Origin of the sequence: uncultured Streptomyces sp. (assembly GCF_947488945.1) — a bacterium.
Classification (GTDB): domain Bacteria; phylum Actinomycetota; class Actinomycetes; order Streptomycetales; family Streptomycetaceae; genus Streptomyces.
The window spans coordinates 13,834-37,203 of record NZ_CANLBS010000023.1; the positions used below are offsets into that span (position 1 = coordinate 13,834).

Genomic DNA, 23,370 nt, shown 5'->3' on the forward strand with positions numbered 1-23,370 from the left:
ATGACCACCACCCGAACCACCCCCGCCCCCGGTCCGGCAGGACCGCTCGCCGAGACCACCCTGCTCCGCTTCGCCACCGCCGGCTCCGTCGACGACGGCAAGTCCACCCTCGTCGGCCGCCTCCTGCACGACTCGAAGTCGGTCCTCACCGACCAGCTCGAAGCCGTCGAACACGCCTCCCGCAACAGGGGCCAGGACACCCCCGACCTCGCCCTCCTCACCGACGGCCTGCGCGCCGAACGCGAGCAGGGCATCACCATCGACGTCGCCTACCGCTACTTCGCCACCCCGCGGCGCCGGTTCATCCTCGCCGACACCCCGGGACACGTGCAGTACACCCGCAACATGGTCACCGGCGCCTCCACCGCCGACCTCGCCGTCGTCCTCGTCGACGCCCGCAACGGCGTCGTCGAGCAGACCCGCCGCCACGCCGCGGTCGCCGCCCTCCTGCGCGTCCCCCACGTCGTCCTCGCCGTCAACAAGATGGACCTGGTGGATTACGCGGAGCCGGTGTTCGCCGCGATAGCCGAGGAGTTCACCGCGTACGCGGCCTCGCTGGGCGTCCCGGACATCACCGCGATCCCGATCTCGGCGCTGGCCGGGGACAACGTGGTGGAACCGTCCGCCCACATGGACTGGTACGGCGGCCCGACCGTGCTGGAGCACCTGGAGACCGTGCCGGCCAGTCACGACCTGACCGCCTGCCCGGCGCGCTTCCCGGTGCAGTACGTCATCCGCCCGCAGACCGCCGAGCACCCCGACTACCGGGGTTACGCCGGTCAGATCGCCTCGGGCGTGCTGCGCGTCGGCGAGCCGGTCACCGTGCTCCCCTCGGGACGCACCTCCACCGTCGCCGCCATCGACGCGCTCGGCGTGAGCGTGAAGGAGGCGTGGGCCCCGCAGTCCGTCACCGTGCGGCTCGCCGACGACGTGGACGTCTCGCGCGGCGACCTGATCGCCCCCAGCGGCGATCTGCCGGCCAGCACCCAGGACATCGAGGCGACCGTCTGCCACGTGGCCGACCAGCCGCTGTCCGTGGGGCAGCGGGTGCTGATCAAGCACACCACCCGCACGGTCAAGGCGATCGTCAAGGACATCCCGTCGCGGCTCACGCTCGACGACCTCTCGCAGCACCCCGCGCCCGGAAAGCTGGTGGCCAACGACATCGGCCGGGTCGTGGTCCGCACCGCCGAGCCGCTGGCGCTGGACGCCTACGCGGACTCGCGGCGCACCGGATCGTTCCTGCTGATCGACCCGGCGGACGGCACCACGCTGACGGCCGGCATGGCCGGCCACTCGTTCGCCGAGTCCGCAGGGAGCGGGTCGGCGGCGGACGACGGGGAATGGGACTTCTGATGACGACCGACTTCTTCTCCGGGTTCGCGAAGGAGGGCGGCCGCGTCGGCAGCGGCGCCCTCGGCAGCGGCCAGGGCGGGGTGGCGCGATGTGCGTGATGACGTACGCGCACCGCTTGCGCGCCCTGCCGTACCACCAGCACCGCCCGTACCGACGAAGACCTGCCGACTTCCCGGCCGCCTCCCCCTGATCGCGGGGACGTGTCACCGGGCCAACGAGGGGAAAACCTCCCGTGCCTGCCATCCGTACCACCGTGCGCCGCAGCCTGGTCGCTGCCGCCGCCCTGCCGCTGCTCGCCGTGGCGCTCACCGCCTGCGGTTACGGCTCCGACTCCAAGGACGACGCCGCCCCCAAGGCCGATGCGAGCGCCGGCGGCGCGAAGCTCTCCGCCGACACCGTGAAGATCGGGTACTTCCCGAACCTCACGCACGCCACCGCCCTGGTCGGCATCCAGGAGGGCACCTTCCAGAAGGAGCTGGGCGGCACCAAGGTGCAGTCCTCCACCTTCAACGCCGGTCCCTCCGAGATCGAGGCGCTGAACGCGGGCTCGATCGACATCGGTTTCATCGGCCCCTCGCCGTCCATCAACGGCTACACCAAGTCCCAGGGCAAGGGCCTGCGGATCATCGGCGGTTCGGCCTCCGGCGGCGTGAAGCTCGTCGTCAACCCGGACAAGATCAAGAAGATCGCGGACCTCAAGGGCAAGAAGATCGCCACCCCGCAGCTCGGCAACACCCAGGACGTCGCGTTCCTGAACTGGATCTCCGAGCAGGGCTGGAAGGTCGACGCGCAGAGCGGCAAGGGCGACGTCTCCGTGGTCCGTTCGGACAACAAGGTGACGCCGGACGCCTACAAGGCCGGTTCGCTGGACGGCGCCTGGGTGCCCGAGCCCACCGCGTCCAAGCTCGTCGCCGAGGGCGCGAAGGTGCTTCTCGACGAGTCGACGCTCTGGCCGGACAAGCAGTTCGTCATCACCAACATCATCGTGTCGCAGAAGTTCCTCACCGAGCACCCCGACGTGGTCGAGGCGGTGCTGCGCGGTTCGGTGAAGACCAACAAGTGGATCAACGCCAACCCGGACGAGGCCAAGGCGTCCGCCAACAAGGCGCTGGAGACCCTCAGCGGCAAGGCGCTGGCCCCGGAGATCATCGACCCGGCCTGGAAGTCGATCCAGATCACCAACGACCCGCTGGCCGCGACGCTCAACTCGCAGGCGGAGCACGCGGTGAAGGCCGGTCTGCTGGAGGAGCCGAACCTCCAGGGCATCTACGACCTGAAGCCGCTGAACAAGGTCCTCAAGGCCGAGGGCGAGCCCGAGGTCGACAACGCCGGACTCGGCGTCAAGTAACCCGACCGCTCCCGACGAGATTCCCAGGAGGTGACGACCATGGCGATCAGTACCCTCACCAAGGCCGAGGACCGCGCGGCGGTCGAGCACACCGCACGCATCACGAACGTCTCGAAGTCCTTCGCCGGGCCCGCCGGCACGCAACTGGTGCTGGACGACATCACCCTCGATGTCGCGCCCGGCGAGTTCGTCACCCTCCTGGGAGCCTCCGGGTGCGGAAAGTCCACGCTCCTCAACCTGGTGGCGGGGCTCGACCGTCCGTCCGCGGGGTCCATCGAGACCCCCGGCGGGCGGCCGGCCCTGATGTTCCAGGAGCACGCGCTGTTCCCGTGGCTGACCGCGGGCAAGAACATCGAGCTCGCCCTGCGGCTGCGCGGGGTGCCGAAGGCCGACCGCAGGCCGGAGGCGGAGCGCCTGCTGGAACTCGTGCGCCTCGCCGGTGCGTACGGCAAGCGGGTGCACGAACTCTCCGGCGGCATGCGGCAGCGGGTGGCGCTGGCCCGTGCGCTGGCCCAGGACAGCCGGCTGCTGCTGATGGACGAGCCGTTCGCCGCGCTCGACGCCATCACCCGTGACGTGCTGCACGACGAACTGACCCGGATCTGGCGGGAGACCAACGCCTCGGTCCTCTTCGTCACCCACAACGTCCGGGAGGCGGTCCGGCTCGCCCAGCGGGTGGTGCTGCTGTCGTCCCGGCCGGGGCGGATCGCCCACGAGTGGACGGTGGACATCGAGCAGCCGCGCCGCATCGAGGACACCGCGGTCGCGGAGCTGTCCGTCGAGATCACCGAACAACTGCGTGGGGAGATCCGCCGTCATGGCCAGCACTGACATCAAGTCCGCCGAGGACAGGGCGGACGGGCCCCCGCCCGCCAAGACGCCCGCCGACGACCTCGCGGGGCTGGAAGCCGGACTCGACGCCCTGGACGCCGTCCAGGTGCGCCGGACCCCGGTCCGCGAGGTCCTGCTCGGCAAGGTCGTGCCGCCCGTGGTGGCGGTCGTCCTGGTCGTCCTGGTCTGGCAACTGCTGGTCGAGGCGAAGGTCACCGAGGACTACAAGCTGCCGCCGCCGTCCGCGGTGTGGGACAGCCTGACCGACATGTGGCTGGCCGGCACGCTGCTGGAGGTCGTCTGGACCAGCGTCTCGCGCGGCCTGTTCGGCTTCCTGATGGCAGTGGCCATCGGCACCCCGCTCGGTCTGCTGGTGGCCCGGGTGAAGCTGGTGCGCGCCGGGATCGGCCCGATCCTGTCCGGGCTCCAGTCGCTGCCCTCGGTGGCGTGGGTGGCTCCCGCCGTCATCTGGCTCGGCCTCAACGACCAGATGATGTACGCCGTCATCCTGCTCGGCGCGGTCCCGTCGATCGCCAACGGGCTGGTCTCCGGCGTCGACCAGGTGCCGCCGCTGTTCCTGCGCGCGGGCCGCACGCTGGGCGCCACCGGGCTGCGCGGCACCTGGCACATCGTGCTGCCGGCCGCCCTGCCCGGCTACCTGGCGGGGCTGAAGCAGGGCTGGGCGTTCTCCTGGCGGTCGCTGATGGCCGCGGAGATCATCGCCTCCTCCCCCGATCTGGGGCTGGGGCTCGGCCAGTTGCTGGAGAACGGGCGCAACAACTTCGACATGCCCGGCATCTTCCTGTCCATCCTGCTCATCCTGTTCGTCGGCATCGCGATCGACCTGCTCATCTTCAGTCCGCTGGAGCGGTGGGTGCTGCGCAGCCGAGGTCTTCTCGTCAAGAGCTGAGTCACCTGATGCCCGCACCCGTTCTTCTCGTCGTCGCCCACGGCAGCCGCGATCCGCGGCACGCCTCGACCGTGCACGCGCTCGCCGCGCGGGTACGGGCGGGGCGGCCGGGGCTGCGCGTCGAGACGGGCTTCCTCGACTTCAACGCCCCGTCCGTGCCACGGTTGCTGGAGCGCCTGCACGCGCAGGGCGCCCATGACGTCGTCGCGCTGCCGCTGCTGCTGACCCGCGCCTTCCACGCGAAGTCCGACATCCCGTCGGTGCTGCACGAGGCCCGGACCCGGCTGCCCCTGCTGCGCGTACGCCAGGCCGAGGTGCTCGGTCCGTCGCCGCTGCTGCGCGCGACGCTGGAACGGCGGCTCGGCGAGGCGGGCATCACCCCCGCCGACCGGCGCTCGACCGGTCTGGTGCTGGCCTCGGCGGGCTCCACGGACCCGGAGGCGATCGCGGTGATCGCGGACATCGCGCGGGAGCTGCGGCACACCGGTTGGTGCGCCGTGCGGCCCGCGTCCGCGTCCGCCCATTCCTCCGGCGGCTTCCCGGGGACGGGCGACGCCGTCCGGGCCCTGCGGGCGGAGGGCGTACGCCGGGTGGCGGTCGCCCCGTACGTCCTCGCGCCGGGCCGGCTCCCCGACCGGATCGTCGCGGGCGCCCGCGAGGCGGGCGCCGACATCCTCTCCGACGTACTGGGCCCCTCCCCCGAGATCGCCCGGCTGCTCCTCGACCGGTACGACGAGGCCCTGGTCACGGACCGAGCGCCGCTGACGGCCTGACGGGGGCGGCCGTGCCGCGCTCAGATCACCACACGGAAGTGGGTGGTGAGCCGGTGGTCGTCGTCGAGCACGTGGAAGGCGAGCGCCGGCGGCTGGTCGCGGTCGGCGGGGGCGTCGCCCTCCCAGGGCATCCGCAGCGTCCAGGTGACGGCGGGGCCGACGATCACCGGGCGCCCGGCGAAGACCGAGGCGGCGGCGGTGTGGGCGTGGCCGGTGATCAGCGCGACCACCTGCGGATGCGCGCCGAGCAGACCGGCCAGCCGGTCGGACTCCTGGAGCATGTAGGCGTCGGGGAGCGGGTGGTGGAGCGCGACCGGAGGCTGGTGGAAGGCGAGCAACGCCGGGGCCCCGCGCGGCAGACCGGCGAGGGTGGCGTCGATCCAGTCGAGCGTCTGCGCGTCCAGTCGCCCTTCGTCGCGCCCCGGAACGGTCGAGTCGCACATCAGGATCGACGTGCCACCGATCCGACGGACCCGGTTGACCGGCCCGTCGGACGGCTCCTCTCCGAGGAAGGCCTTGCGGTAGGCCGCCCGGACGTCGTGGTTGCCGGGGCAGGTGAGCACCGGGAAGGGTGCCGCCAGCAGGCGGGCCGCCTCCTCGTACTCGGCCTCGGCGCCGTGGTCGGCGATGTCGCCGGTGACGAGGAGGGCGTCCACGGGGCGGGGCAGGGAGCGCAGATGGTCCATGACCCGGGCGGCCCGGCGGCCGGCCCGCTCGCCGCCGTCCAGATGAAGGTCGCTGAGCTGGGCGAGTAGCAGCATGGTTCCTCTGTCTCCTCCGACGACGGGACCTCCACGCGCGTCGGGCGCGAGCAGGACGTGCCGGGCGGCGATGGCTCCACCACCCCACCCGTTAACGCTTACTGGTCCTTTTTCCGTGAGGAACATAGAGTGCGGCCGGGACCGCGGGCAAGAGGCCGCCCGTCGGAGGGCGGGACGGGCGGAGGGAGAGCGGTGGCATGGAGAGTGGAGCGGAGCCCTCTGCGGCTCTGGCCCTGGTGAACACCGTCCGCCATGACGGGGCGGGGGGCGTGACGGACGATCTGGCGACCGTCGGGGGGACCGCGGAGTGGCTCGACGGCCTGCCCGGCCCCTTGGCGGGCGACTCCGCCACCGATGCCGCCCTCGTGGTCGACGACCGGCTCAGGCAGGACATCGTGGCCCTGCGGCAGGCGGTCCGCGCCCTGTTCGCCCGCGCGCTCGCTCCGGGACCGGCCAGCCCCGCCGACGCCGGCCGGCTGATGCCGGCCGACCGCGCCCTGGAACTGCTCAACGCTGCCGCCGCCCGGACACCGGTCGTGCCGCGGCTGGACTGGCCGGACGGCCCGGACGCGGTCCCCGTCGTGCGGACGCTGTCCGCGAAGCACGGCGATCCGGGCGCCCGGACCGTCGCCGCCCTGGCCCGTGCCGCCGTCGACTTCCTCGCGGGCCCCGAACGTGCCCGGTTGCGCGCCTGCACGGCCCCCCGCTGCGTGCGGTACTTCGTGAAGAGCCACGGGCGCCAGGAGTGGTGCAAGACCTCCTGCGGCAACCGCGCCCGGGCCGCCCGGCATTACCGGCTGCACCACGGTCCGGCCGACGCCGACCGGGTCGACGGGACCGACCGGGCCGACGGGGCCGGCACCGGACCGCGGTCACCGGCTACGGCGACCCCGCCGCCCCCGGACTGTCCACATGCCGGACCGGTAGTCTCGGAATAACGCATGCAAGGAGCACACAGTGTCCGGACCCAGCCCTGCCGCCCTCCCCGCCACCGCGCCCGGCCGGGAGCTCCCGCACCCGCCGGACACCGCCCGCCCCGGACCCGTGCCCGTCGTCCGGGCGGACGAGGTGTCCCTCGTACGGGACGGCAAGGTCCTGCTGGACGCGGTGTCGCTGACCGTGCGGGCCGGGGAGCACTGGGCGCTGCTGGGGGCGAACGGGGCGGGCAAGAGCACGCTGCTCGGCTGCCTCGGCGCGGTCACCCACCCGAGCGCGGGAACGGTGGAGGTGCTGGGCCGCAGGCTCGGCCGGGTCGATCTGCGCGAGCTGCGCACCCTGCTGGGCCACGTCGATCCGCGCCATCCGCTGCGCTCGCCGCTCACCGTCCGCCAGGTGGTGCTGACCGGGCTGACCAACTCGGTGGAACCGGTGCCGCGTCGGCGCGCCACGGAGGAGCAGCGGGAGTCGGCCGAACGGCTGCTGAAGATGCTCGGCATGGGCGGCAAGGAGTCGTCCCGCTGGCCCGCCCTCTCCCAGGGCGAGCGAGGCCGCACCCTGATCGCCCGGGCCCTGATGCCGCGACCCCGGCTCCTGCTGTTGGACGAGCCCGCCACCGGACTGGATCTGGCCGCCCGGGAGCAGTTGCTCGACAGCCTGGACACCCTCCGCGAGGAGAACCCGGAGCCGGCGACCGTCCTGGTCACCCACCACCTGGAGGAGCTGCCCGCCTCCACGACGCACGCGATGCTGATGCGGGGCGGACGGTGCGTGGCTTCGGGTCCGGCCGACGAGGTGCTGACCACCGAGCGGGTCAGCGACTGCTTCGGCCATCCGGTTCGGATCAGCCGCACCGACGGCAGGTGGGCCGCGCGCGCCCGGCGGGTGTCCCGCGACTGACCGCGGCCCGGTGCCCGGCGGGTCAGTCGTCGGCCCCCTCCTCGACGAAGGGGGTGGCCTGGTGGAAGTAGAGAAGCCAGCCGGAGTCCGTCAGCCGCCACAGCGAACTCCGGTGAGCATGACGGCCCTTGGACTCAGTGTCGAAGGTGAGATGGACCAGGTCGGGGGCGAGCTGGACGCCCCGCAGCCGGGAGGCGGTGAGCGGCGCGGGGCTCGGGGCGTCGTCGGCGACGAGCGAGGCGATGATCGCGTCGCGGTCGGAGACCGTGCCGGTGGACCCGATCTCCCGGAAACGCGGGTGGAGCAGGGTGGCGAGCAGCGCGGCGGAGGCGCGGACGCGGGGGTCGAGGAGTCTGAGCTCGCCCTCCACGGCGGCGGCGACGGCGGCCGAGGGCTCAGTCACGGGTCATCCCCACCAGCGCCTCGACGGTGTTCCAGTTGCGGCTGGTGGCGACGAGGCCACGGGTGACCGCGGGCCGGGACAGCGCGGCGGCGAGCTTGGACCGGCCGAGGCCGTCGGGGACGTACAGGTACAGTGCGCGGTCGCCGAGGCGGAACTCCTCGGGCAGGTGGGCCGCCGGGTCGACGGAGGCGAAGCGGGCGGGCTCGACGGGCCGGTCGTAGAAGGTGACGTGGAGCTGTCTGCCCTCCAGTTCGGCAGCGGGGAACGGGCAGTTCGCGGCCACCTGGGCCAGGTGGGCGGCGTCGCGCACCAGACAGGCGACCGAGCGGCCGAAACGGGCCTCCAACGCCTGCGCGATGCCTGCGGCCAGCGTGTCCTCGTCACCGTGGTCGCTGGTGAAGACGGCATTGCCACTGCGGAGGTAGGTGGCGACGCCGGTGTGCCCCAGCTCCCCGAGCAGCTCGCGGAGATCCGCCATCGGCACACTCGTCCGGCCGCCCACGTTCACGCCCTGCAACAGGGCCGCATACCTCGTCATGGGGCACAGCCTAGGGCGGACCCGCGAGGCTTCGGGGTTGCCGGACCGCCGGTGCGGAGCGTCGACGGCCCGCGCCGTGAGCCCGCGTCGGGGCTCGGAAAACAGTAGCCATGGACATCATAGCTATGTACTCTTTCTCTCATGAGCATGGACGCACCCGGTCCCACCCCCGGATTCCTGGTCTGGCGGCTCGCCAACAAGTGGCGCGTCGCGGTGGACCGCGCACTGGCCCCGCTCGGCCTCACCCACGCGCAGTACGCGGTGGTCGGGTCGCTGTACGGCATGGGGCGCACCGGCGAACGGCCCAGCCAGCGCCGGCTCGCCGACCACACCGGGCTGGAGGCCCTGTACGTCTCGAAGCTCGCGCGTTCCCTGGAAGCGGCCGGCCTGGTGGGGCGGACCCGCGACCCCCGCGACCCGCGGGCGGTGCAACTCACCCTCACCGACGAGGGGCGCAAGGTCGCCGAGCGGGCCGTCACGGTGGTCCAGGAGCTGGTCGGGCAGTTGCTGGAGCCGCTGGGCGGCCCGGACGCCCAACGGGCGCGCGTCTTCACCGACGAGCTGACGGCCCTGCTCGGCGCACCTCTCGACCCATCCGTCCCGCACGACGCGACCCACCGGAGGACACCATGACCACCACCGGCACCCCGCCCGCCGGCTCCCGCACCCTGGGCCTCGCCCACTACGCCGCGCGCGGCGTCCTGGAGCAGGTGCTCGCCCGGCACGACATCACCTTCCAGCAGCAGATCACCCTGCGCGCCGCGGTCACCGCCGCGGCCCCGCCGGCCAGGGACGAGCTCGTCGCACTGGTCGGGGCCTCCCTCAAGGCCGATCCGGCCGGCATCGGCGCCGACGTGGACGCGTTGCTGACCGCGCGCCTGCTGACGGAGGACGGTGGACGCCTGCGCCCCAGCGACGCCGGGCGCGCGCTGCTCGCCGCCGTCGACGCGGAGGTCGCTCCGGTCAGCAGGCGCATCTGGGGCGGCATCACCGCCGAGGATCTGGCGGTCGCCGGGCGTGTCCTCGCGCTGGTGACCGAGCGGGCCGACGCCGAACTCGCGGCGATGCGGGCCTGATCCGTACCCGCGCGGGACACACGTCGGCCGCCGCGCCCCGTGGGGTGGGCGCGGCGGCCGGGGGTGACCGGGTGGGGAGGCGGGGTGCGTGCCGTCCCGCCCGGCCGGTGGAGCGGGTGGCGCTACTCGACGATCTTCAGCAGCTTGTTGGCGGTGCCCGTGGTCGCGTCGGAGATCGCGTCCGCGGTGGCGCCGTCGGTCAGCGCCGCGGACACCTCGGCCGGGGTGGCGTCGGGGTGGCCGGCGAGATAGACGGCGGCCGCTCCGACGACGTGCGGGGTGGCCATCGAGGTGCCCGAGATGGTGTTGGTGCTGCTGTCGCTGTCGTTCCAGGCGGAGGTGATGTCCGAGCCGGGGGCGTAGACGTCCACCACGGAGCCGTAGTTGGAGAAGTACGACTGCGTGTCGTCCACCGTGGACGAGGCGACGGTGATGGCGTCGGGCACCCGGGAGGGGGACCCTTCGCCCGCGTCGGCGGACTCGTTGCCGGCCGCCACCGCGAAGGTGACGCCGGAGGCGATGGCCTCCTCGACCGCGGCGTCGAGGGCCGGGTCCGCGCCGCCGCCGAGACTCATGTTGGCGACCGAGGGGCCCGAGTGGTTCTCGGTGACCCAGTCGATGCCGGCGATGACCTGCTCGGTGGTGCCCGACCCGGCGTCGTCCAGGACCCGGACCGCGACGATGTCGGCGTTCTTGGCGACCCCGTACGACGACCCGGCTATGGTGCCGGCGACGTGGGTGCCGTGGCCGTTGCCGTCGTCGGCGTCGGCGTCGTCGTCCACCGCGTCGTAGCCCGAGGTGGCGCGTCCGCCGAAGTCCTCGTGCGTCACGCGGACCCCGGTGTCGATGACGTACGCGGTGACGCCCTCGCCGCCCGCGTCCGGGTAGGTGTAGGCGTCGTCGCCGGCGGTCTCGGCCTGGTCGATCCGGTCCAGCCCCCAGGACGGCGGCGAGTCCTGGGTGGCGTCGATGTGGAACTTCTTGTTCTGGACCACCTGGGAGACGGCCGGGTCGGCGGCGAGGCGCTTGGCCTCGGTCTCCGTGAGTCCGCTGGCCGAGAAGCCGTGGAGGGCGGCCGAGTAGGAACGTTCGAGCGTGCCGCCGTACTCCTTCGCCAGCTCGGACTTGTCGGCCTCGTCGTCGAGCATCACGATGTAGCTGCCCGACACGGCGGTCGCCGCGTCCGCGCCGTAGACGGTGCCCATGGCGGGCGCGGCTCCGGCGAACGAGGTGTTGAGGAGCGTGATCCCGGCTGCCGCCGCCGTCGCGGTGATCGCCGCGGTGAGCCTGGTCCTGCGGGTGCGCTGATGAATGGTCATGAAGAGGGGTCTCCTCGTCATTCTTTGTGGGGGGTTGCGCCCTCGGCGGGAAGATCTCCGGGGGCTGGCTCGAAACCCTGGCCGATTGACGCGCACAGATCAAGGCTCTCCACGGCTTCGACACACCCGCGCAAATCTTCCGCGCTTTTTCGGCCAACCTCCGACGCGCCGATCTTGAGCGGTGCCACCTCCGGCCCGAACCGGCCCGGTCCACCAGCCTTGTTGCCGCATTCCTCCACCGGGAGCTTCCTCCCGGGCACACCGGAACGGGCGTGATCAGCAAAGAGAGACGGCGTGAAATCGCCCCCACCTTTCGCCCGGACGCATGCGACACACCCGCGCTGGGCATCGGCGAGCGGGGAGACCGCGCCCACGACCGCCACCGCGTCCCCCGGTGAGCATGCGGTACGCCTCGGACGCGCCGGCCGCGACGGGGACGTCGCAGGTGCGGCCATCAGGTTTCCGTACCTCCCTGCGCGCCCCTCGGGCAAGATCGCGCTACGGGAGCATGCGGGGGTACGGGCGGATGCGCGAAGGGGGGAAAGGCCGGGCGGAATGTCACACGGTGAGGGAGAACTCAAGCACGTCCGACGGGTGTTGTGCGGAGTGAGCGGGACGGCCCGGGAGGCGCGGTGGAAGGCGTCCTGCGGGGTGGACGGCGGTCCGGGCGGGACCGGCTTCTCCGTCGCGACGGGCCCGAGCCACGCCCCTGTCCGGCCGGGTGACCGGGGAATCACGACGGCCGCGCCCGCGCGGCCCCCGCGCGCCCGGAGGCGTACGGAGAAGGCGCGGACACGGCCGAAGGGTCGTGCTCCGGGACGCCGGACGGACGCGGCCGCCCGGCGGTGCCGGTGTGTCAGTCGGTGCCGAACTCCATGGCGGCACGGTCCAGCATCTGCTCGTCGTCGCTTCCGGCACTGCCGCGGGAGGCGATGACCTCGGCGCCGCCCGCCGGCATGGCGCCGATCAGACCGGTCGAGGCTGCCTGGGCGGCGCCGAGCAGGGTCCGGTTGGTGTTGCCGACGACACCGAGCCCGGCGTACTGCTCCAGCTTGGCGCGCGAGTCCGCGATGTCGAGGTTGCGCATGGTGAGCTGGCCGATCCGGTCGACCGGGCCGAACGCCGAGTCCTCGGTGCGCTCCATGGAGAGCTTGTCCGGGTGGTAGCTGAAGGCGGGACCCGAGGTGTCGAGGATCGAGTAGTCCTCGCCGCGCCGCAGCCGCAGGGTGACCTCGCCGGTGATGGTGGTGCCGACCCAGCGCTGGAGCGACTCGCGGATCATCAGCGCCTGCGGGTCGAGCCAGCGGCCCTCGTACATGAGCCGGCCGAGGCGCCGGCCCTCGTTGTGGTACTGGGCGACCGTGTCCTCGTTGTGGATCGCGTTGACGAGCCGCTCGTACACGACGTGCAGCAGGGCCATGCCCGGGGCCTCGTAGATGCCGCGGCTCTTGGCCTCGATCACCCGGTTCTCGATCTGGTCGGACATGCCGAGCCCGTGCCGGCCGCCGATGGCGTTGGCCTCCATCACCAGGTCGACGGCGTTGGCGAACTCCTTGCCGTTGATCGTGACGGGGCGGCCCTGCTCGAAGCCGATCGTGACGTCCTCCGTCTCGATCTCGACCTCGGGGTCCCAGAACCGGACGCCCATGATCGGGTCGACGGTCTCGACACCCGTGTCGAGGTGCTCCAGGGTCTTCGCCTCGTGGGTGGCGCCCCAGATGTTGGCGTCGGTGGAGTACGCCTTCTCCGTGCTGTCGCGGTACGGGAGGTCGTGGGCGAGCAGCCACTCCGACATCTCCTTGCGGCCGCCGAGCTCGGTGACGAAGTCGGCGTCGAGCCACGGCTTGTAGATGCGCAGGTGCGGGTTGGCGAGCAGGCCGTAGCGGTAGAACCGCTCGATGTCGTTGCCCTTGAAGGTCGAGCCGTCGCCCCAGATCTGCACGCCGTCCTCGAGCATCGCGCGCACCAGCAGCGTGCCGGTGACGGCACGGCCGAGGGGCGTGGTGTTGAAGTAGGAGCGGCCGCCGGAGCGGATGTGGAACGCTCCGCACGTCAGCGCGGCCAGGCCCTCCTCGACCAGCGCGGCGCGGCAGTCGACCAGGCGCGCGATCTCGGCGCCGTACGCGGTCGCACGGCCGGGCACCGACGCGATGTCGGGCTCGTCGTACTGGCCGATGTCGGCCGTGTAGGTGCACGGGACGGCGCCCTTGTCGCGCATCCACGCGACCGCGACGGAGGTGTCGAGACCCCCGGAGAAGGCGATGCCGACGCGTTCGCCGGTGGGCAGGGAGGTGAGAACCTTTGACATGGGAAGAGTATGCATCACATCGCATGGTCATGCAAAATCGCTCGGTCGACTGGTCCTCCCGACCGAGCCGGCCGACAGAACGGGGCGGGGCGCGCCCCCGCCCGCGCGGTGTGGTCCCGCTCGTCCCCGCTCCTCGGACCGCCGGAGACCCGGCGCCGGGACACACCGCACCCGGCCGCCCCGGTCCCGGCAGCCCGGCGCGTACCCTGACGGCCCACGCCCCGCGCCGGGGGCGCGGCGGACGGAGAGGAACACCGTGCCCACCACCACGCTGAAGATCCCCACCGCGGACGGCGGGGCCGACGCCGTCGCCGCCTCCCCGGAGGGCGGCGGACGGCACCCCGGAGTGCTGCTGTACATGGACGCCTTCGGCCTGCGGCCCGCACTGGAGCGGATGGCCGAGGAACTCGCCGGGCACGGCTACTACGTGCTCGTCCCCAACGTGTTCCACCGGCACGGACCGGCGCCCGTGGTGGACCTCCCCCCGCACATCGGCAACGACGTCCGGCCCGCGGTCTTCGCCGGGATCCTCCCCCTGATGGAGGCGCACACGCCCGCGCGGGCCGAGGGTGACGCGGCCGCCTACCTCGACTTCCTCACCGCGCGCCCCGAGGTGGCCGCGGGGCCGGTCGCCGTGGTCGGCTACTGCATGGGCGCGGCGCTGGCCCTGCGCACCGCGGCGGCGCACCCCGGCCGGGTGGCGGCCGTCGCCGGCTTCCACCCGGCCGCGCTGGTCACCGACGCGCCGGACAGTCCGCACCGCCTGGTGGGGGACATGGACGCGGAGGTGTACTTCGGGCTCGCGGAGAACGACATGACGCCGGAGGCCGCCGAAGAGCTCGGCCGGGCCCTGGACGCAGCCGGCGTCACCCGGTCCATCGAGGTCTACCCCGGCACCGTGCACGGCTTCACCATGTCCGACACCGACGCCTTCGACGCCTCCGCACGCGAGCGGCACTGGGACCGCCTGCTGCCGCTGCTGGCGCGGAACCTGACCGTCTGACAGACCCGCGCACCGGGCCCGTGCCCGCACGTCCACACCGGCGCACGGGACGCGGCCGGTCAGCGCTGGTAGCGGGCCAGGACCCGGTTGCCGTCGGTGACCAGGCGCTTCTTCAGGTCGCCGAGGCCGATCGCGCCGCTGTAGTACTCCTGGAGGGCCGGGGTGGCGACCTTGTCCTTCCACTCCGGATAGCCGCGCACCGACTGCGCGGGGGCGGGGCGCAGGTTCTCGGCGAGCGCGGTGCCGGTCGCCCAGCCGTTCTCGGCGGTGTGCAGCGCGGGGTCGGCCAGCGCCTTGGTGCCGGTCGGCAGCATCCAGTCGCCCTCGGCCAGCCGCACCATGTTGCGGGGGCTCAGCAGGAAGTCGAGGAAGGCGACGGCCTCCTTCTTGTGCGGGCTGTCCTCGGCGACGGAGAGGGTCTGCGGGCTGACGCCCTGGGCGGTCCCGTCACGACCGGCGGGCATCGGCAGCACCGACCACTCGAAGCCCTCGGGCGCCTGCTCGACGACCTGCTGGCGGTAGGCGAACCCGAGCGGAACCATCGCGTACTTGCCGCCGAACAGGCCCGGCAGGGTATCGGATCCGCCCATGCCGAGGGCCGACCGGGCGGCGCTGCGGTCGGTGTTCACCTGGGCGTGGACGGTGTCCGGGACGACCCGGTCGCCCTGCTCGAAGCGGAGGTCCACCGTGCCGTCCGCGCCCCGGTGGAAGAGCTGCCCACCGTCGGAGAGGCCCATGTTGAGGGTGATCGACACGGGTTCCTTCAGGGGCCAGGCGACGCCGTACGTCCCCTTCCCGGTCAGCTTCCGGGAGACCTCGCGGAACTCCGTCCAGCTCCAGGGGCGCTCGGGGGTGGGGATGCGGACCCCGGCCTTCTTCAGCAGCCGGGTGTTGGCGATAAGGACCTTGGGTTCCTGGAGGAACGGAACGCCGTAGATCCCCTCGTCGAACGTGGTGGTCCGCCAGGACTCCGCCGGGATGTCCGAGCGCAGCCGGTCGGGCAGCAGGGTGCGGAGGTCGGCGAGATAGCCCCCGTAGGCGAAGTCGGCGAGGTCGTCGGAGGCGTCGTGGATGATGTCGGGCGCCTCGCCGCCCTCGAACGAGGTGAGCAGTTGGTCGTGGACGCTGTCCCAGCTGCCCTGGACGTAGTCGACCTGGACGTCGGGGTGGGCGGCGTTCCACTCGGCGACGAGTTCCTTGTTGGCCTCGACGGACTCGGTCTGCCAGGCCAGCGACTGGAAGCGGAGGCGGATCGTCCCGCTGTCGTGGGGGGCGTCGCCGGACGTGCAGCCGGTGAGCAGCAGGGCGAGGGCGGCCGCCGCCGAGGCGATGCGGGCGAGCGCCCGCATCAGCTCTTCACCGCCCCGGCCAGCATGCCGCCCGTGATCCGCCGCTGGATGACCGCGAACAGGAGCAGGGAGGGCAAGGTGGCGAGGAACGCGGCGGCGGCGAGCGGCCCGAGGTCGGCCGCGCCCTCGGCGCCGATGAAGTGGGTGAGTACGACCGGCAAGGTCTGGTTCTCCGGTGTCTTGAGCAGGACCAGGGCGAAGAAGAACTCGTTCCACGCGGTGATGAAGGCGAAGAGGGCGGTGGCGACGATGCCGGGAGCGAGCAGCGGGGCGATCACCGAGACGAGGATGCGGAGCTTGCCGGCGCCGTCGACCGAGGCGGCCTCCTCCAGTTCGGTGGGCACGGCCCGTACGTAGCCGACGAGCATCCACAGGGCGAACGGGAGCGACCAGACGACGTACACCATGATCAGCCCCCACAGGGAGTTGATCAGGTGCAGGTTCTTGAGGATCAGGAAGAGCGGGATGATCAGCAGGACGAAGGGGAACGCCTGGCTGACCACCACCCAGCCGGTGGCGAGGGCGGAGAGCCTGTTGCGGTGGCGGGCCATCACATAGGCCATGGGCGTGGCGATGAGGACGCAGATCACTCCGGCGCAGACGGCGGCGGTCAGTGAGTTCCCCGCGGCCCGGAGCAGCGGCTGTTCCTCGAACGCCTGCCGGAAGTTCTCCAGGGTGGGGTTCTCGGGGATCCAGGTGGGGTGGAGGGAGCCCAGTTCGCGGGCGGGCTTGAAGGCGGTGGAGAGGAGCCAGAGGAACGGGAAGGCGAGGAAGACGAGGTAGCCGAGGAGGGCGGCGTACTGTCCGGCGCGGGCGGCTCGTCCGGTGCGCATGCTCATCGGTCCTCACCTCCGCGGAGCCGGCCCACCAGGTAGAGGGCGAGGATGACGGAGATCAGGGCCACCATCACGCAGCCCATGGCGGCGGCGTAGCCGAACTGGCCGTAGCGGAAGGCCTCTTCGTAGGCGAAGAGCATCGGCAACCGGGTCCGTCCGCCGGGTCCGCCGCTGGTCAGCACGTAGACCAGGGCGAAGGAGTTGAAGTTCCAGATGAAGTTGAGGGCGGTGATGGAGAGCGCGACCGGCTTGATCGCGGGCCAGGTGACGGTGCGGAAGCGGCGCCAGGCGCCGGCGCCGTCGAGGGCGGCGGCCTCGTGGAGTTCGTGCGGGGTGTTCTGGAGTCCGGCGAGCAGGGCCACGGTGGTCTGCGGCATTCCGGCCCAGATGCCGACGACGATGACGGCGGGCAGCGCGGTCGCGAAGCCGGTGAGCCAGTCCCGGCCGTCGCCGAGGCCGAGGTCGCGGATGGTCTCGTTGAGGATGCCGGCGTCGGGGTTGTAGACGAGCCGCCACATGATGCCGACGACCACTTCGGGCATGGCCCACGGGATGATCGCCAGTGCGCGGGCGAGCCAGAGCAGCCGGAGCTTCTGGTTGAGCAGCAGGGCGAGACCGAGTGCCAGCAGGAACTGGGGCACGGTGACGCCGACGGCCCAGAGCAGTCCGATCCGGAACGAGTCCCAGAACAGCGTGTCGTGGAGGAGGTCCTGGAAGTTGAGGGCGCCGATCCACTGGGTGGAACGGGTGCGTCCGGACTGCGCGTCGGTGAACGACAGCGCGATGCCGTAGAGCAGCGGGCCGACGCTGAGGATCAGGATCGGGATGAGCGCGGGCAGTACGAGGAACCAGGCCGCTCTGTCCCGGGCGGCGCGGTCCGGCCGGCCGGCGGGGCCGCTCCGTCCTGTGCGCCGCTGTCCCGACCGCTCCGTCGCGGTCGCCGATGTCACCACTACGGCCCCTTGTCGTTTTGATCCGGTTCATCCCGGTCTGATCGCCTCGTCGGCCTCCGTCATCGTGCTGACGGGGGATCCGTTCGTCAAGGTGGCCTGCACGGATGCGAAAATCGCGCCATGGACGAAAAGCGTGCGCGCGAGGTGCTGACCGCCGCGGGATATGCCGGAACTGTATCTTCCGATTCGGCCGGGACCAGCGGTGCGAAGCTCATCGCACTCGGCGAGAACGCGGTCTTCGCCGTCGGCGACCTGGTGGTCAAGGTCGGCCGGAACTCCACGCTCCATCCCGAACTGCACGAGCGCGCGCAGCGCGAGGTGGCCGTCGCCGGATGGCTCGCCGCGGCGGGCGTGCCCGCCGTCCGGGCCGCCGAATCCGACGTCCGCACGGCCGAGGGCCACCCCGTGACGGTGTGGCACCGGCTGCCGGATCCCGTGCGCCCGACGGAGCCCCGCGACCTGGCCCCGCTCCTGCGCCGGGTGCACGCCCTGCCGGCCCCGGACGGCTTCACCCTGCCGCGCCGCGAACTGCTCGGCGGGGTGGAGCGCTGGCTCCGGATGGCCGGCGACGCGATCGACCCCGCCGACGCCGACTACCTCCGCGCCCGGCGCGACGGCTTCGCGTCGGCTTCGGCCGCGCTCGTCCCGCACCTGACGCCCGGTCCCGTCCACGGCGACGCGCTTCCGCGCAACGTCGTGGTCGGACCGGACGGACCGGTCCTCGTCGACCTGGAGACGTTCTCCGCCGACCTGCGCGAACACGATCTGGTGGTGCTCGCGCTCTCCCGCGACCGCTACGGCCTCGACCCTGCGGCCTACGACGACTTCACGGCCGCCTACGGCTGGGACGTGCGGGAGTGGGACGGCTGCGCCGTGCTGCGCGGCGCCCGGGAGACGGCCAGCTGCGCCTGGGTCGCCCAGCACGCGCCGTCCAACCCGAAGGCGCTGGCCGAGTTCCGCCGCCGGGTGGACTCGCTGCGCGACGGCGACCCCGAGGTGCGCTGGTACCCCTTCTGAAGGAGCCCGCGACCGGCGCGGCGCGGGTGCTCAGACCCGGGCGTCGCTCGGTTCGACGACGACGCGCCGCAGCGGCCAGTCTCCGTCCACCACCGCGTCCGCCGAACCCTTGCGGCGCAGGAACGCCTGGAAGTCCGCGGCCCACTCCGCGTACCAGGTGATCTGGCGCTCGTGCAGCTCGGCCGCGGTGAGGGCGGCGACCGCGGGGTGCCGGCCGGCTATCGCGTACGCGACCCGGACCGCGGCGAGGGCGTCGGCCGAGGCGTCGTGGGCGCCGCCGTGCACCACGCCGTACTCGGTGCAGACCGCTTCCAGATTGCGCTTGCCCTTGCGGTACCGGTCGACGGCCCGGTCCACGGTGTACGGGTCGATGACCGGGCCGATGCCCGCCCCGCCCAGCCTGTCCCGCAGGGAGGGCAGCCCGTGGCGGCGCAACTCGGCGCTGAGCAGCGTCAGATCGAAGGCCGCGTTGTACGCCACCACGGGCACGCCGTCGCGCCAGTGCGCGACGAGCGTGTCGGCGACCTCGTCCGCCACCTCGGCCACCGGGCGCCCCTCGGCCGCCGCCCGCTCGCTGCTGATCCCGTGGATCGCCGACGCCTGCGCCGGGATCCTGATGCCCGGATCCGCCAGCCACGCCCGCGCGCCCACCGGTTCGCCCGTCCCGTCCCCGACGGTGACGACGGCCGCGGTCACGATCCGGGCCTCCAGCGGCTCGGTGCCCGTCGTCTCCAGGTCGAAGCCGACCAGCGGCTCGCGGTGCCAGCTCATCCCTACCTCCTTCGTGGTGCTTTCCCCCGATGAGGACACCCTGCCACGCGCCACTGACAGCCCCGTCAGGAGACCGGTCTGGAGTCGGTCCAGACCGACTCGAACTCCTCGCGGTACGTCTCGAACAGTCCGTGCTCGCTGTCCTGCCCCGCGCGCACCACGCCACGCCCGGCCCCGCGGAGCACCAGCACCGGGGCCTCCATGCCGCGGGCGCGCCGCAGATAGGTCTGCACGACGCCCACGGCGTCCGGGCCGTCCCCGTCCACCAGGTAGGCGGTGAAGCGGGGCGTCTCGTCGAAGACCTGGATCTGGAAGGCTCCGGGGTCGCGCAGCCGGGCCCGCACCCGGCGCATGTGGAGGATGTTCATCTCCACCGAGCGGCTCAGTTCGCCCTTCTTGAGCCCGAGTTCCCGCTCGCGCCGCCGGACCGCGCTGCTGGCCGGGTTGATGAACAGGAGGCGGACCCGGCAGCCGGTCTCGGCCAGCCGGATCAGCCGGCGACCGGAGAAGTTCTGCACCAGCAGGTTGAGCCCTATGCCGATCGCGTCGAGCCTGCGGGCGCCGCCGAACAGGTCCTCGGCGGGGAGCTGCCGTTGCAGCCGGACCCGGTCGGGGTGGACGGAGACGACGTCGGCGTAGCGGTCGCCGACCAGGGACTCGACCGCGTCCACCGGCAGCCGGTCGGCGGAGGGGACCGGGGCGCCGCCGCCGAGGATGTCCAGCAGCCGCGCCGAGGCGCGCTCGGCCTGGGCCAGCACGGCTTCGTTGAGCGCCCGGTTGCGGGAGACGACGTTGCGGGCGACCTCCAGCTCGTCGAGGGCCAGCTCGACGTCCCTGCGGTCGTCGAAGTACGGCTCGAAACACGGCCAGTGCTGGACCATCAGCTCGCGGAGCTGCGGCAGGGTGAGGAAGCTGAGCACGTTGTCGTCGGCCGGGTCCAGCAGGTAGCCCTTGCGCCGGGACACCTCGCGCACCGCGACGGCCCGCTGCACCCACTCCTGTCCGGCAGGCCCGGCGGCGGCCACCACCCAGTCGTCGCCGTTGACGGGCTCGTAGACCGGCCCCAGGACGGCGGCGACCACGGAACGCAGCCGTTGTTCGACGAGATTCAGCCAGATGTACGCACGGCCGGCGCGCTGGGCACGCGTACGCACCTCGCCCCACGCTTCCGCGCCCCAGCCCAGTTCGGCGCCGATTTCCATGGGCTGCGCCAGGGAGACGGCTCCGGGCGGGGCGTCGTTCGGCTCCCCGTCGTGACTCACGTCACCCGGGGGCAGCTCGAACCCTCCCGAGCTCACCCGCATACCGCCTTCCACTCCCCCACCCAACGATCAAGGAAGGGTACTCCGGGGACATGGGGCGGTGCAGCCGGATGGAGAGGCTCCTTCACCAACTCCCCCACGCATCCGACTCGTTCCGGACATCGAGATGGGGTGGAGTGAGCGGATTCATAGTGATGAAGCACCCTGTCCCCGGCCGGGCCCTCCGCCGCACCGGCGCGGCGACGCGCTGGACACGCCCGGGGGTGAAGGGCGGCGCGCGGGGTTGACCGGGCCCCCGGAAGCGGCCCGAACACACACGGGAAACGGGGGCGTGCGCCGCCGTGCGCGCCCCGCCGCTTCCGGCCGAACCGCCCGGCGTACTAGGTAAGGACCCCACTTTCGGGGATTATCTGGCTGAAGAGCCCGAGAACGGCACCGCACCCGGATCAGAAATGGAAGAGTCATATCTATGCAGGTCTGGCCGGGACACGCGTATCCGCTCGGCGCCACGTACGACGGCGCCGGAACCAACTTCGCGGTCTTCTCGGAGGCCGCCCACCGCATCGAGTTGTGCCTGTTGCACGACGACGGTTCGGAGACGGCGGTCGAACTCCGTGAGTCCGACGCCTTCGTCCGGCATGCCTACCTGCCCGGCGTGATGCCGGGTCAGCGCTACGGCTTCCGGGTGCACGGCCCCTACGAACCGGAGCACGGGCAGCGGTGCAACTCCGCCAAGCTGCTGCTCGACCCCTACGCGCGGGCCGTCTCGGGGAAGATCGAGTGGGGCGAGGCGGTGTACGGCTACCCCTTCGGGCGGCCGGACGAGCGCAACGACCTCGACTCCGCCCCGCACATGATGTCGTCGGTGGTGGTCAACCCGTACTTCGACTGGGGCGACGACCGGCGCCCCCGGACGGACTATCACCGCACGGTGATCTACGAGGCCCACGTCAAGGGCCTGACGATGCTTCACCCGGGCCTGCCCGAGGAACTGCGCGGGACGTACGCCGGGCTGGCGCACCCCGAGGTCATCGCCCACCTGACCGAGCTGGGGGTGACCGCGATCGAGCTGATGCCGGTGCACCAGTTCGTCCAGGACCACCGGCTGGCCGACGCGGGCCTCGCCAACTACTGGGGGTACAACACCATCGGCTTCTTCGCCCCGCACAACGCGTACGCCTCCTGGGGCGACCGCGGCGAGCAGGTGCTGGAGTTCAAGCAGGCGGTGAAGGCGCTGCACCAGGCGGGCATCGAGGTCATCCTCGACGTCGTCTACAACCACACCGCCGAGGGCAACCACCTGGGGCCGACGCTCTCCTTCCGGGGGCTCGACAACGCCTCGTACTACCGGCTGACCGACGACCAGCGCTATTACATGGACACCACCGGCACCGGGAACTCACTGCTGATGCGGTCCCCGCACGTGCTCCAGATGATCATGGACTCGCTGCGGTACTGGGTCACCGAGATGCATGTGGACGGCTTCCGCTTCGACCTCGCGGCGACGCTGGCGCGCCAGTTCCACGAGGTGGACCGGCTGTCGTCGTTCTTCGACCTGGTGCAGCAGGACCCGGTGGTGAGCCAGGTGAAGCTGATCGCGGAGCCGTGGGACGTCGGTGAGGGCGGTTACCAGGTGGGGAACTTCCCGCCGCTGTGGACCGAGTGGAACGGCAAGTACCGCGACACCGTGCGCGACCTGTGGCGGGGCGAGCCGCGGACCCTGGCGGAGTTCGCCGGGCGGCTGACCGGCTCCTCGGACCTCTACCAGGACGACGGGCGCCGACCGCTGGCCTCGATCAACTTCACCACCTGCCACGACGGTTTCACCCTGCACGACCTGGTCTCGTACAACGACAAGCACAACGACGCCAACGGCGAGGGCAACCGCGACGGCGAGAGCCACAACCGGTCCTGGAACTGCGGGGTGGAGGGCGACACCGAGGACGAGGCGGTGCGGGAGCTGCGGGAGCGGCAGATGCGCAACTTCATCGCCACCCTGATGCTGTCCCAGGGCGTACCCATGCTGAGCCACGGCGACGAGTTCGCCCGCACCCAGCGGGGTAACAACAACGCCTACTGCCAGGACAACGAGCTGTCTTGGGTGCACTGGCCGGCGCCGCGTTCCGCCTCCGACGGCCGGGGCGAGGGTGAGGGTGACGGGGACGAGGCGGCGGGCGGCTCGGCGGGGGCGGACGTACGCCTGCTGGAGTTCACGCGCTCGATGGTCTGGCTCCGCCGCGACCACCCGGTGTTCCGCCGTCGCCGCTTCTTCCACGGGCGTCCGGTGGAGGGAACCCACGACGAGCTGTCCGACATCGCGTGGTTCACCCCCGAGGGCGAGGAGATGACCCAGCGGGACTGGCAGGCGGCGCACGCCAAGGCGATGACCGTGTTCCTGAACGGCCACGCGATCTCCGAGCCGGGGCCGCGCGGCGAGCGGATCTCCGACGACTCGTTCCTGCTGATGTTCAACGCGGGCGCGGAGACGCTGGAATTCGCCGTTCCGGTGAACCACGGGGCGCACTGGGAGGTGGTGGTCGACACCGCGCTCCGGGACGGCGTGCCGCCGGGCGCCGGACCGAAGGTGTCGGCGGGCGAGCGGGTCCAGCTCGTCGGCCGCAGCCTCACGGTGCTCAAGCGGCCCGCATAGGCCCGCCCGGCCCTTCCGGGGCGCTCCGGGGCCGACCGGCCACGAAGCGCCCCGGCTCCGGCTCCGGCTC

General features: G+C 72.3%; 22 protein-coding genes. 12 read left to right on the top strand and 10 right to left on the bottom strand.

What is annotated here, in order from left to right; all coding sequences use genetic code 11:
- From Q0994_RS28295 to Q0994_RS28315, 5 genes are all read left to right on the top strand, one after another.
- Positions 1-1,356 (top strand): sulfate adenylyltransferase subunit 1, encoded by a 1,356-nt coding sequence (locus tag Q0994_RS28295; protein WP_299540060.1) that lies wholly within the window; start codon positions 1-3, stop codon positions 1,354-1,356.
- Positions 1,357-1,588: 232 nt separating this feature from the next.
- Positions 1,589-2,704 (top strand): aliphatic sulfonate ABC transporter substrate-binding protein, encoded by a 1,116-nt coding sequence (locus tag Q0994_RS28300; RefSeq protein ID WP_299540063.1) that lies wholly within the window; start codon positions 1,589-1,591, stop codon positions 2,702-2,704.
- 39 nt (positions 2,705-2,743) lie between these two features.
- Positions 2,744-3,535, top strand: a complete 792-nt coding sequence (locus tag Q0994_RS28305) for an ABC transporter ATP-binding protein (RefSeq protein ID WP_299540065.1) — start codon at positions 2,744-2,746, stop codon at positions 3,533-3,535.
- On the top strand, positions 3,522-4,445 hold the full coding sequence (locus tag Q0994_RS28310; RefSeq protein WP_299540068.1) for an ABC transporter permease: 924 nt from the start codon (positions 3,522-3,524) through the stop codon (positions 4,443-4,445). Before Q0994_RS28305 ends, Q0994_RS28310 begins: the two co-directional genes overlap by 14 nt.
- 8 nt (positions 4,446-4,453) lie before the next feature.
- Positions 4,454-5,218 carry a sirohydrochlorin chelatase gene (locus Q0994_RS28315; protein WP_299540070.1) on the top strand — a complete coding sequence of 255 codons (765 nt, stop codon included), beginning with the start codon at positions 4,454-4,456 and terminating at the stop codon, positions 5,216-5,218.
- A 20-nt stretch (positions 5,219-5,238) separates the two neighbouring features.
- Here Q0994_RS28315 and Q0994_RS28320 read toward each other — a convergent pair whose 3' ends face one another.
- Complete coding sequence (locus tag Q0994_RS28320) at positions 5,239-5,979, bottom strand: metallophosphoesterase (protein ID WP_299540073.1); 741 nt, start codon at positions 5,977-5,979, stop codon at positions 5,239-5,241.
- A gap of 197 nt (positions 5,980-6,176) precedes the next feature.
- Between Q0994_RS28320 and Q0994_RS28325 the strand changes: the two genes are divergently transcribed.
- Both Q0994_RS28325 and Q0994_RS28330 read left to right on the top strand, forming a co-directional pair.
- Complete coding sequence (locus Q0994_RS28325; protein WP_299540076.1) at positions 6,177-6,917, top strand: ABATE domain-containing protein; 741 nt, start codon at positions 6,177-6,179, stop codon at positions 6,915-6,917.
- Between the two features lie 106 nt (positions 6,918-7,023).
- Positions 7,024-7,815 carry an ABC transporter ATP-binding protein gene (locus Q0994_RS28330; protein ID WP_299540255.1) on the top strand — a complete coding sequence of 264 codons (792 nt, stop codon included), beginning with the start codon at positions 7,024-7,026 and terminating at the stop codon, positions 7,813-7,815.
- A gap of 22 nt (positions 7,816-7,837) precedes the next feature.
- Here the strand turns inward: Q0994_RS28330 and Q0994_RS28335 are convergent, their stop codons facing one another.
- The gene (locus tag Q0994_RS28335) at positions 7,838-8,218 is read right to left on the bottom strand and encodes a nuclear transport factor 2 family protein (RefSeq protein WP_299540079.1); all 381 of its coding nucleotides are present in this window, start codon (positions 8,216-8,218) and stop codon (positions 7,838-7,840) included.
- Complete coding sequence (locus Q0994_RS28340) at positions 8,211-8,756, bottom strand: DUF1697 domain-containing protein (RefSeq protein WP_299540081.1); 546 nt, start codon at positions 8,754-8,756, stop codon at positions 8,211-8,213. The genes Q0994_RS28335 and Q0994_RS28340 overlap by 8 nt, the downstream gene beginning before the upstream one ends.
- A 141-nt stretch (positions 8,757-8,897) precedes the next feature.
- Here Q0994_RS28340 and Q0994_RS28345 point away from each other — a divergent pair, with 141 nt between their 5' ends.
- Together Q0994_RS28345 and Q0994_RS28350 are read left to right on the top strand one after the other, a co-directional pair.
- Positions 8,898-9,389, top strand: a complete 492-nt coding sequence (locus Q0994_RS28345; RefSeq protein WP_299540084.1) for a MarR family winged helix-turn-helix transcriptional regulator — start codon at positions 8,898-8,900, stop codon at positions 9,387-9,389.
- Positions 9,386-9,832, top strand: a complete 447-nt coding sequence (locus tag Q0994_RS28350) for a MarR family transcriptional regulator (protein WP_299540086.1) — start codon at positions 9,386-9,388, stop codon at positions 9,830-9,832. Before Q0994_RS28345 ends, Q0994_RS28350 begins: the two co-directional genes overlap by 4 nt.
- 122 nt (positions 9,833-9,954) lie before the next feature.
- Here the strand turns inward: Q0994_RS28350 and Q0994_RS28355 are convergent, their stop codons facing one another.
- Positions 9,955-11,151, bottom strand: a complete 1,197-nt coding sequence (locus Q0994_RS28355) for a S8 family peptidase (RefSeq protein ID WP_299540089.1) — start codon at positions 11,149-11,151, stop codon at positions 9,955-9,957.
- 856 nt (positions 11,152-12,007) lie between these two features.
- Positions 12,008-13,459 (bottom strand): argininosuccinate synthase, encoded by a 1,452-nt coding sequence (gene argG / locus Q0994_RS28360; RefSeq protein WP_299540091.1) that lies wholly within the window; start codon positions 13,457-13,459, stop codon positions 12,008-12,010.
- 256 nt (positions 13,460-13,715) lie between these two features.
- On the opposite strand from argG, the gene Q0994_RS28365 reads away from it, so the two are divergent.
- Complete coding sequence (locus tag Q0994_RS28365) at positions 13,716-14,462, top strand: dienelactone hydrolase family protein (RefSeq protein WP_299540093.1); 747 nt, start codon at positions 13,716-13,718, stop codon at positions 14,460-14,462.
- Between the two features lie 59 nt (positions 14,463-14,521).
- Here the strand turns inward: Q0994_RS28365 and Q0994_RS28370 are convergent, their stop codons facing one another.
- From Q0994_RS28370 to Q0994_RS28380, 3 genes are read right to left on the bottom strand one after another with little or no spacing between them, the layout of a single operon-like run.
- Positions 14,522-15,811: an ABC transporter substrate-binding protein gene (locus Q0994_RS28370; RefSeq protein ID WP_299540095.1), complete on the bottom strand. Its 1,290-nt coding sequence runs from the start codon at positions 15,809-15,811 to the stop codon at positions 14,522-14,524.
- A complete protein-coding gene (locus Q0994_RS28375; RefSeq protein ID WP_299540097.1) occupies positions 15,811-16,650 on the bottom strand; it encodes a carbohydrate ABC transporter permease in 840 nt (279 codons plus the stop codon). The genes Q0994_RS28370 and Q0994_RS28375 overlap by 1 nt, the downstream gene beginning before the upstream one ends.
- Positions 16,647-17,597 (bottom strand): carbohydrate ABC transporter permease, encoded by a 951-nt coding sequence (locus Q0994_RS28380; RefSeq protein ID WP_299540099.1) that lies wholly within the window; start codon positions 17,595-17,597, stop codon positions 16,647-16,649. Before Q0994_RS28380 ends, Q0994_RS28375 begins: the two co-directional genes overlap by 4 nt.
- A gap of 123 nt (positions 17,598-17,720) precedes the next feature.
- On the opposite strand from Q0994_RS28380, the gene Q0994_RS28385 reads away from it, so the two are divergent.
- Entirely contained in the window at positions 17,721-18,617 is an 897-nt protein-coding gene (locus tag Q0994_RS28385; protein WP_299540101.1) for a phosphotransferase enzyme family protein, read from the top strand.
- Between the two features lie 30 nt (positions 18,618-18,647).
- Here the strand turns inward: Q0994_RS28385 and Q0994_RS28390 are convergent, their stop codons facing one another.
- Together Q0994_RS28390 and Q0994_RS28395 are read right to left on the bottom strand one after the other, a co-directional pair.
- Positions 18,648-19,388: a 3'-5' exonuclease gene (locus tag Q0994_RS28390; RefSeq protein WP_299540103.1), complete on the bottom strand. Its 741-nt coding sequence runs from the start codon at positions 19,386-19,388 to the stop codon at positions 18,648-18,650.
- Between the two features lie 65 nt (positions 19,389-19,453).
- Positions 19,454-20,686, bottom strand: coding sequence for an SAV2148 family HEPN domain-containing protein (locus Q0994_RS28395; RefSeq protein ID WP_299540105.1), 1,233 nt, complete (start codon positions 20,684-20,686; stop codon positions 19,454-19,456).
- A gap of 433 nt (positions 20,687-21,119) precedes the next feature.
- On the opposite strand from Q0994_RS28395, the gene glgX reads away from it, so the two are divergent.
- Positions 21,120-23,300, top strand: a complete 2,181-nt coding sequence (gene glgX, locus Q0994_RS28400; RefSeq protein WP_299540107.1) for a glycogen debranching protein GlgX — start codon at positions 21,120-21,122, stop codon at positions 23,298-23,300.
- The last annotated feature ends 70 nt before the right edge of the window (positions 23,301-23,370 follow it).

Excerpts from the sequence above, each read along its gene's own strand:
- Q0994_RS28295 (WP_299540060.1), top strand. The coding sequence starts at position 1 with ATGACCACCACCCGAACCACCCCCGCCCCCGGTCCGGCAGGACCGCTC.
- Q0994_RS28305 (WP_299540065.1), top strand. The coding sequence starts at position 2,744 with ATGGCGATCAGTACCCTCACCAAGGCCGAGGACCGCGCGGCGGTCGAG.
- Q0994_RS28310 (WP_299540068.1), top strand. The coding sequence starts at position 3,522 with ATGGCCAGCACTGACATCAAGTCCGCCGAGGACAGGGCGGACGGGCCC.
- Q0994_RS28315 (WP_299540070.1), top strand. The coding sequence starts at position 4,454 with ATGCCCGCACCCGTTCTTCTCGTCGTCGCCCACGGCAGCCGCGATCCG.
- Q0994_RS28320 (WP_299540073.1), bottom strand. The coding sequence starts at position 5,979 with ATGCTGCTACTCGCCCAGCTCAGCGACCTTCATCTGGACGGCGGCGAG.
- Q0994_RS28325 (WP_299540076.1), top strand. The coding sequence starts at position 6,177 with ATGGAGAGTGGAGCGGAGCCCTCTGCGGCTCTGGCCCTGGTGAACACC.
- Q0994_RS28340 (WP_299540081.1), bottom strand. The coding sequence starts at position 8,756 with ATGACGAGGTATGCGGCCCTGTTGCAGGGCGTGAACGTGGGCGGCCGG.
- Q0994_RS28345 (WP_299540084.1), top strand. The coding sequence starts at position 8,898 with ATGAGCATGGACGCACCCGGTCCCACCCCCGGATTCCTGGTCTGGCGG.
- Q0994_RS28350 (WP_299540086.1), top strand. The coding sequence starts at position 9,386 with ATGACCACCACCGGCACCCCGCCCGCCGGCTCCCGCACCCTGGGCCTC.
- Q0994_RS28355 (WP_299540089.1), bottom strand. The coding sequence starts at position 11,151 with ATGACCATTCATCAGCGCACCCGCAGGACCAGGCTCACCGCGGCGATC.
- argG (WP_299540091.1), bottom strand. The coding sequence starts at position 13,459 with ATGTCAAAGGTTCTCACCTCCCTGCCCACCGGCGAACGCGTCGGCATC.
- Q0994_RS28370 (WP_299540095.1), bottom strand. The coding sequence starts at position 15,811 with ATGCGGGCGCTCGCCCGCATCGCCTCGGCGGCGGCCGCCCTCGCCCTG.
- Q0994_RS28375 (WP_299540097.1), bottom strand. The coding sequence starts at position 16,650 with ATGAGCATGCGCACCGGACGAGCCGCCCGCGCCGGACAGTACGCCGCC.
- Q0994_RS28385 (WP_299540101.1), top strand. The coding sequence starts at position 17,721 with ATGGACGAAAAGCGTGCGCGCGAGGTGCTGACCGCCGCGGGATATGCC.
- Q0994_RS28390 (WP_299540103.1), bottom strand. The coding sequence starts at position 19,388 with ATGAGCTGGCACCGCGAGCCGCTGGTCGGCTTCGACCTGGAGACGACG.
- glgX (WP_299540107.1), top strand. The coding sequence starts at position 21,120 with ATGCAGGTCTGGCCGGGACACGCGTATCCGCTCGGCGCCACGTACGAC.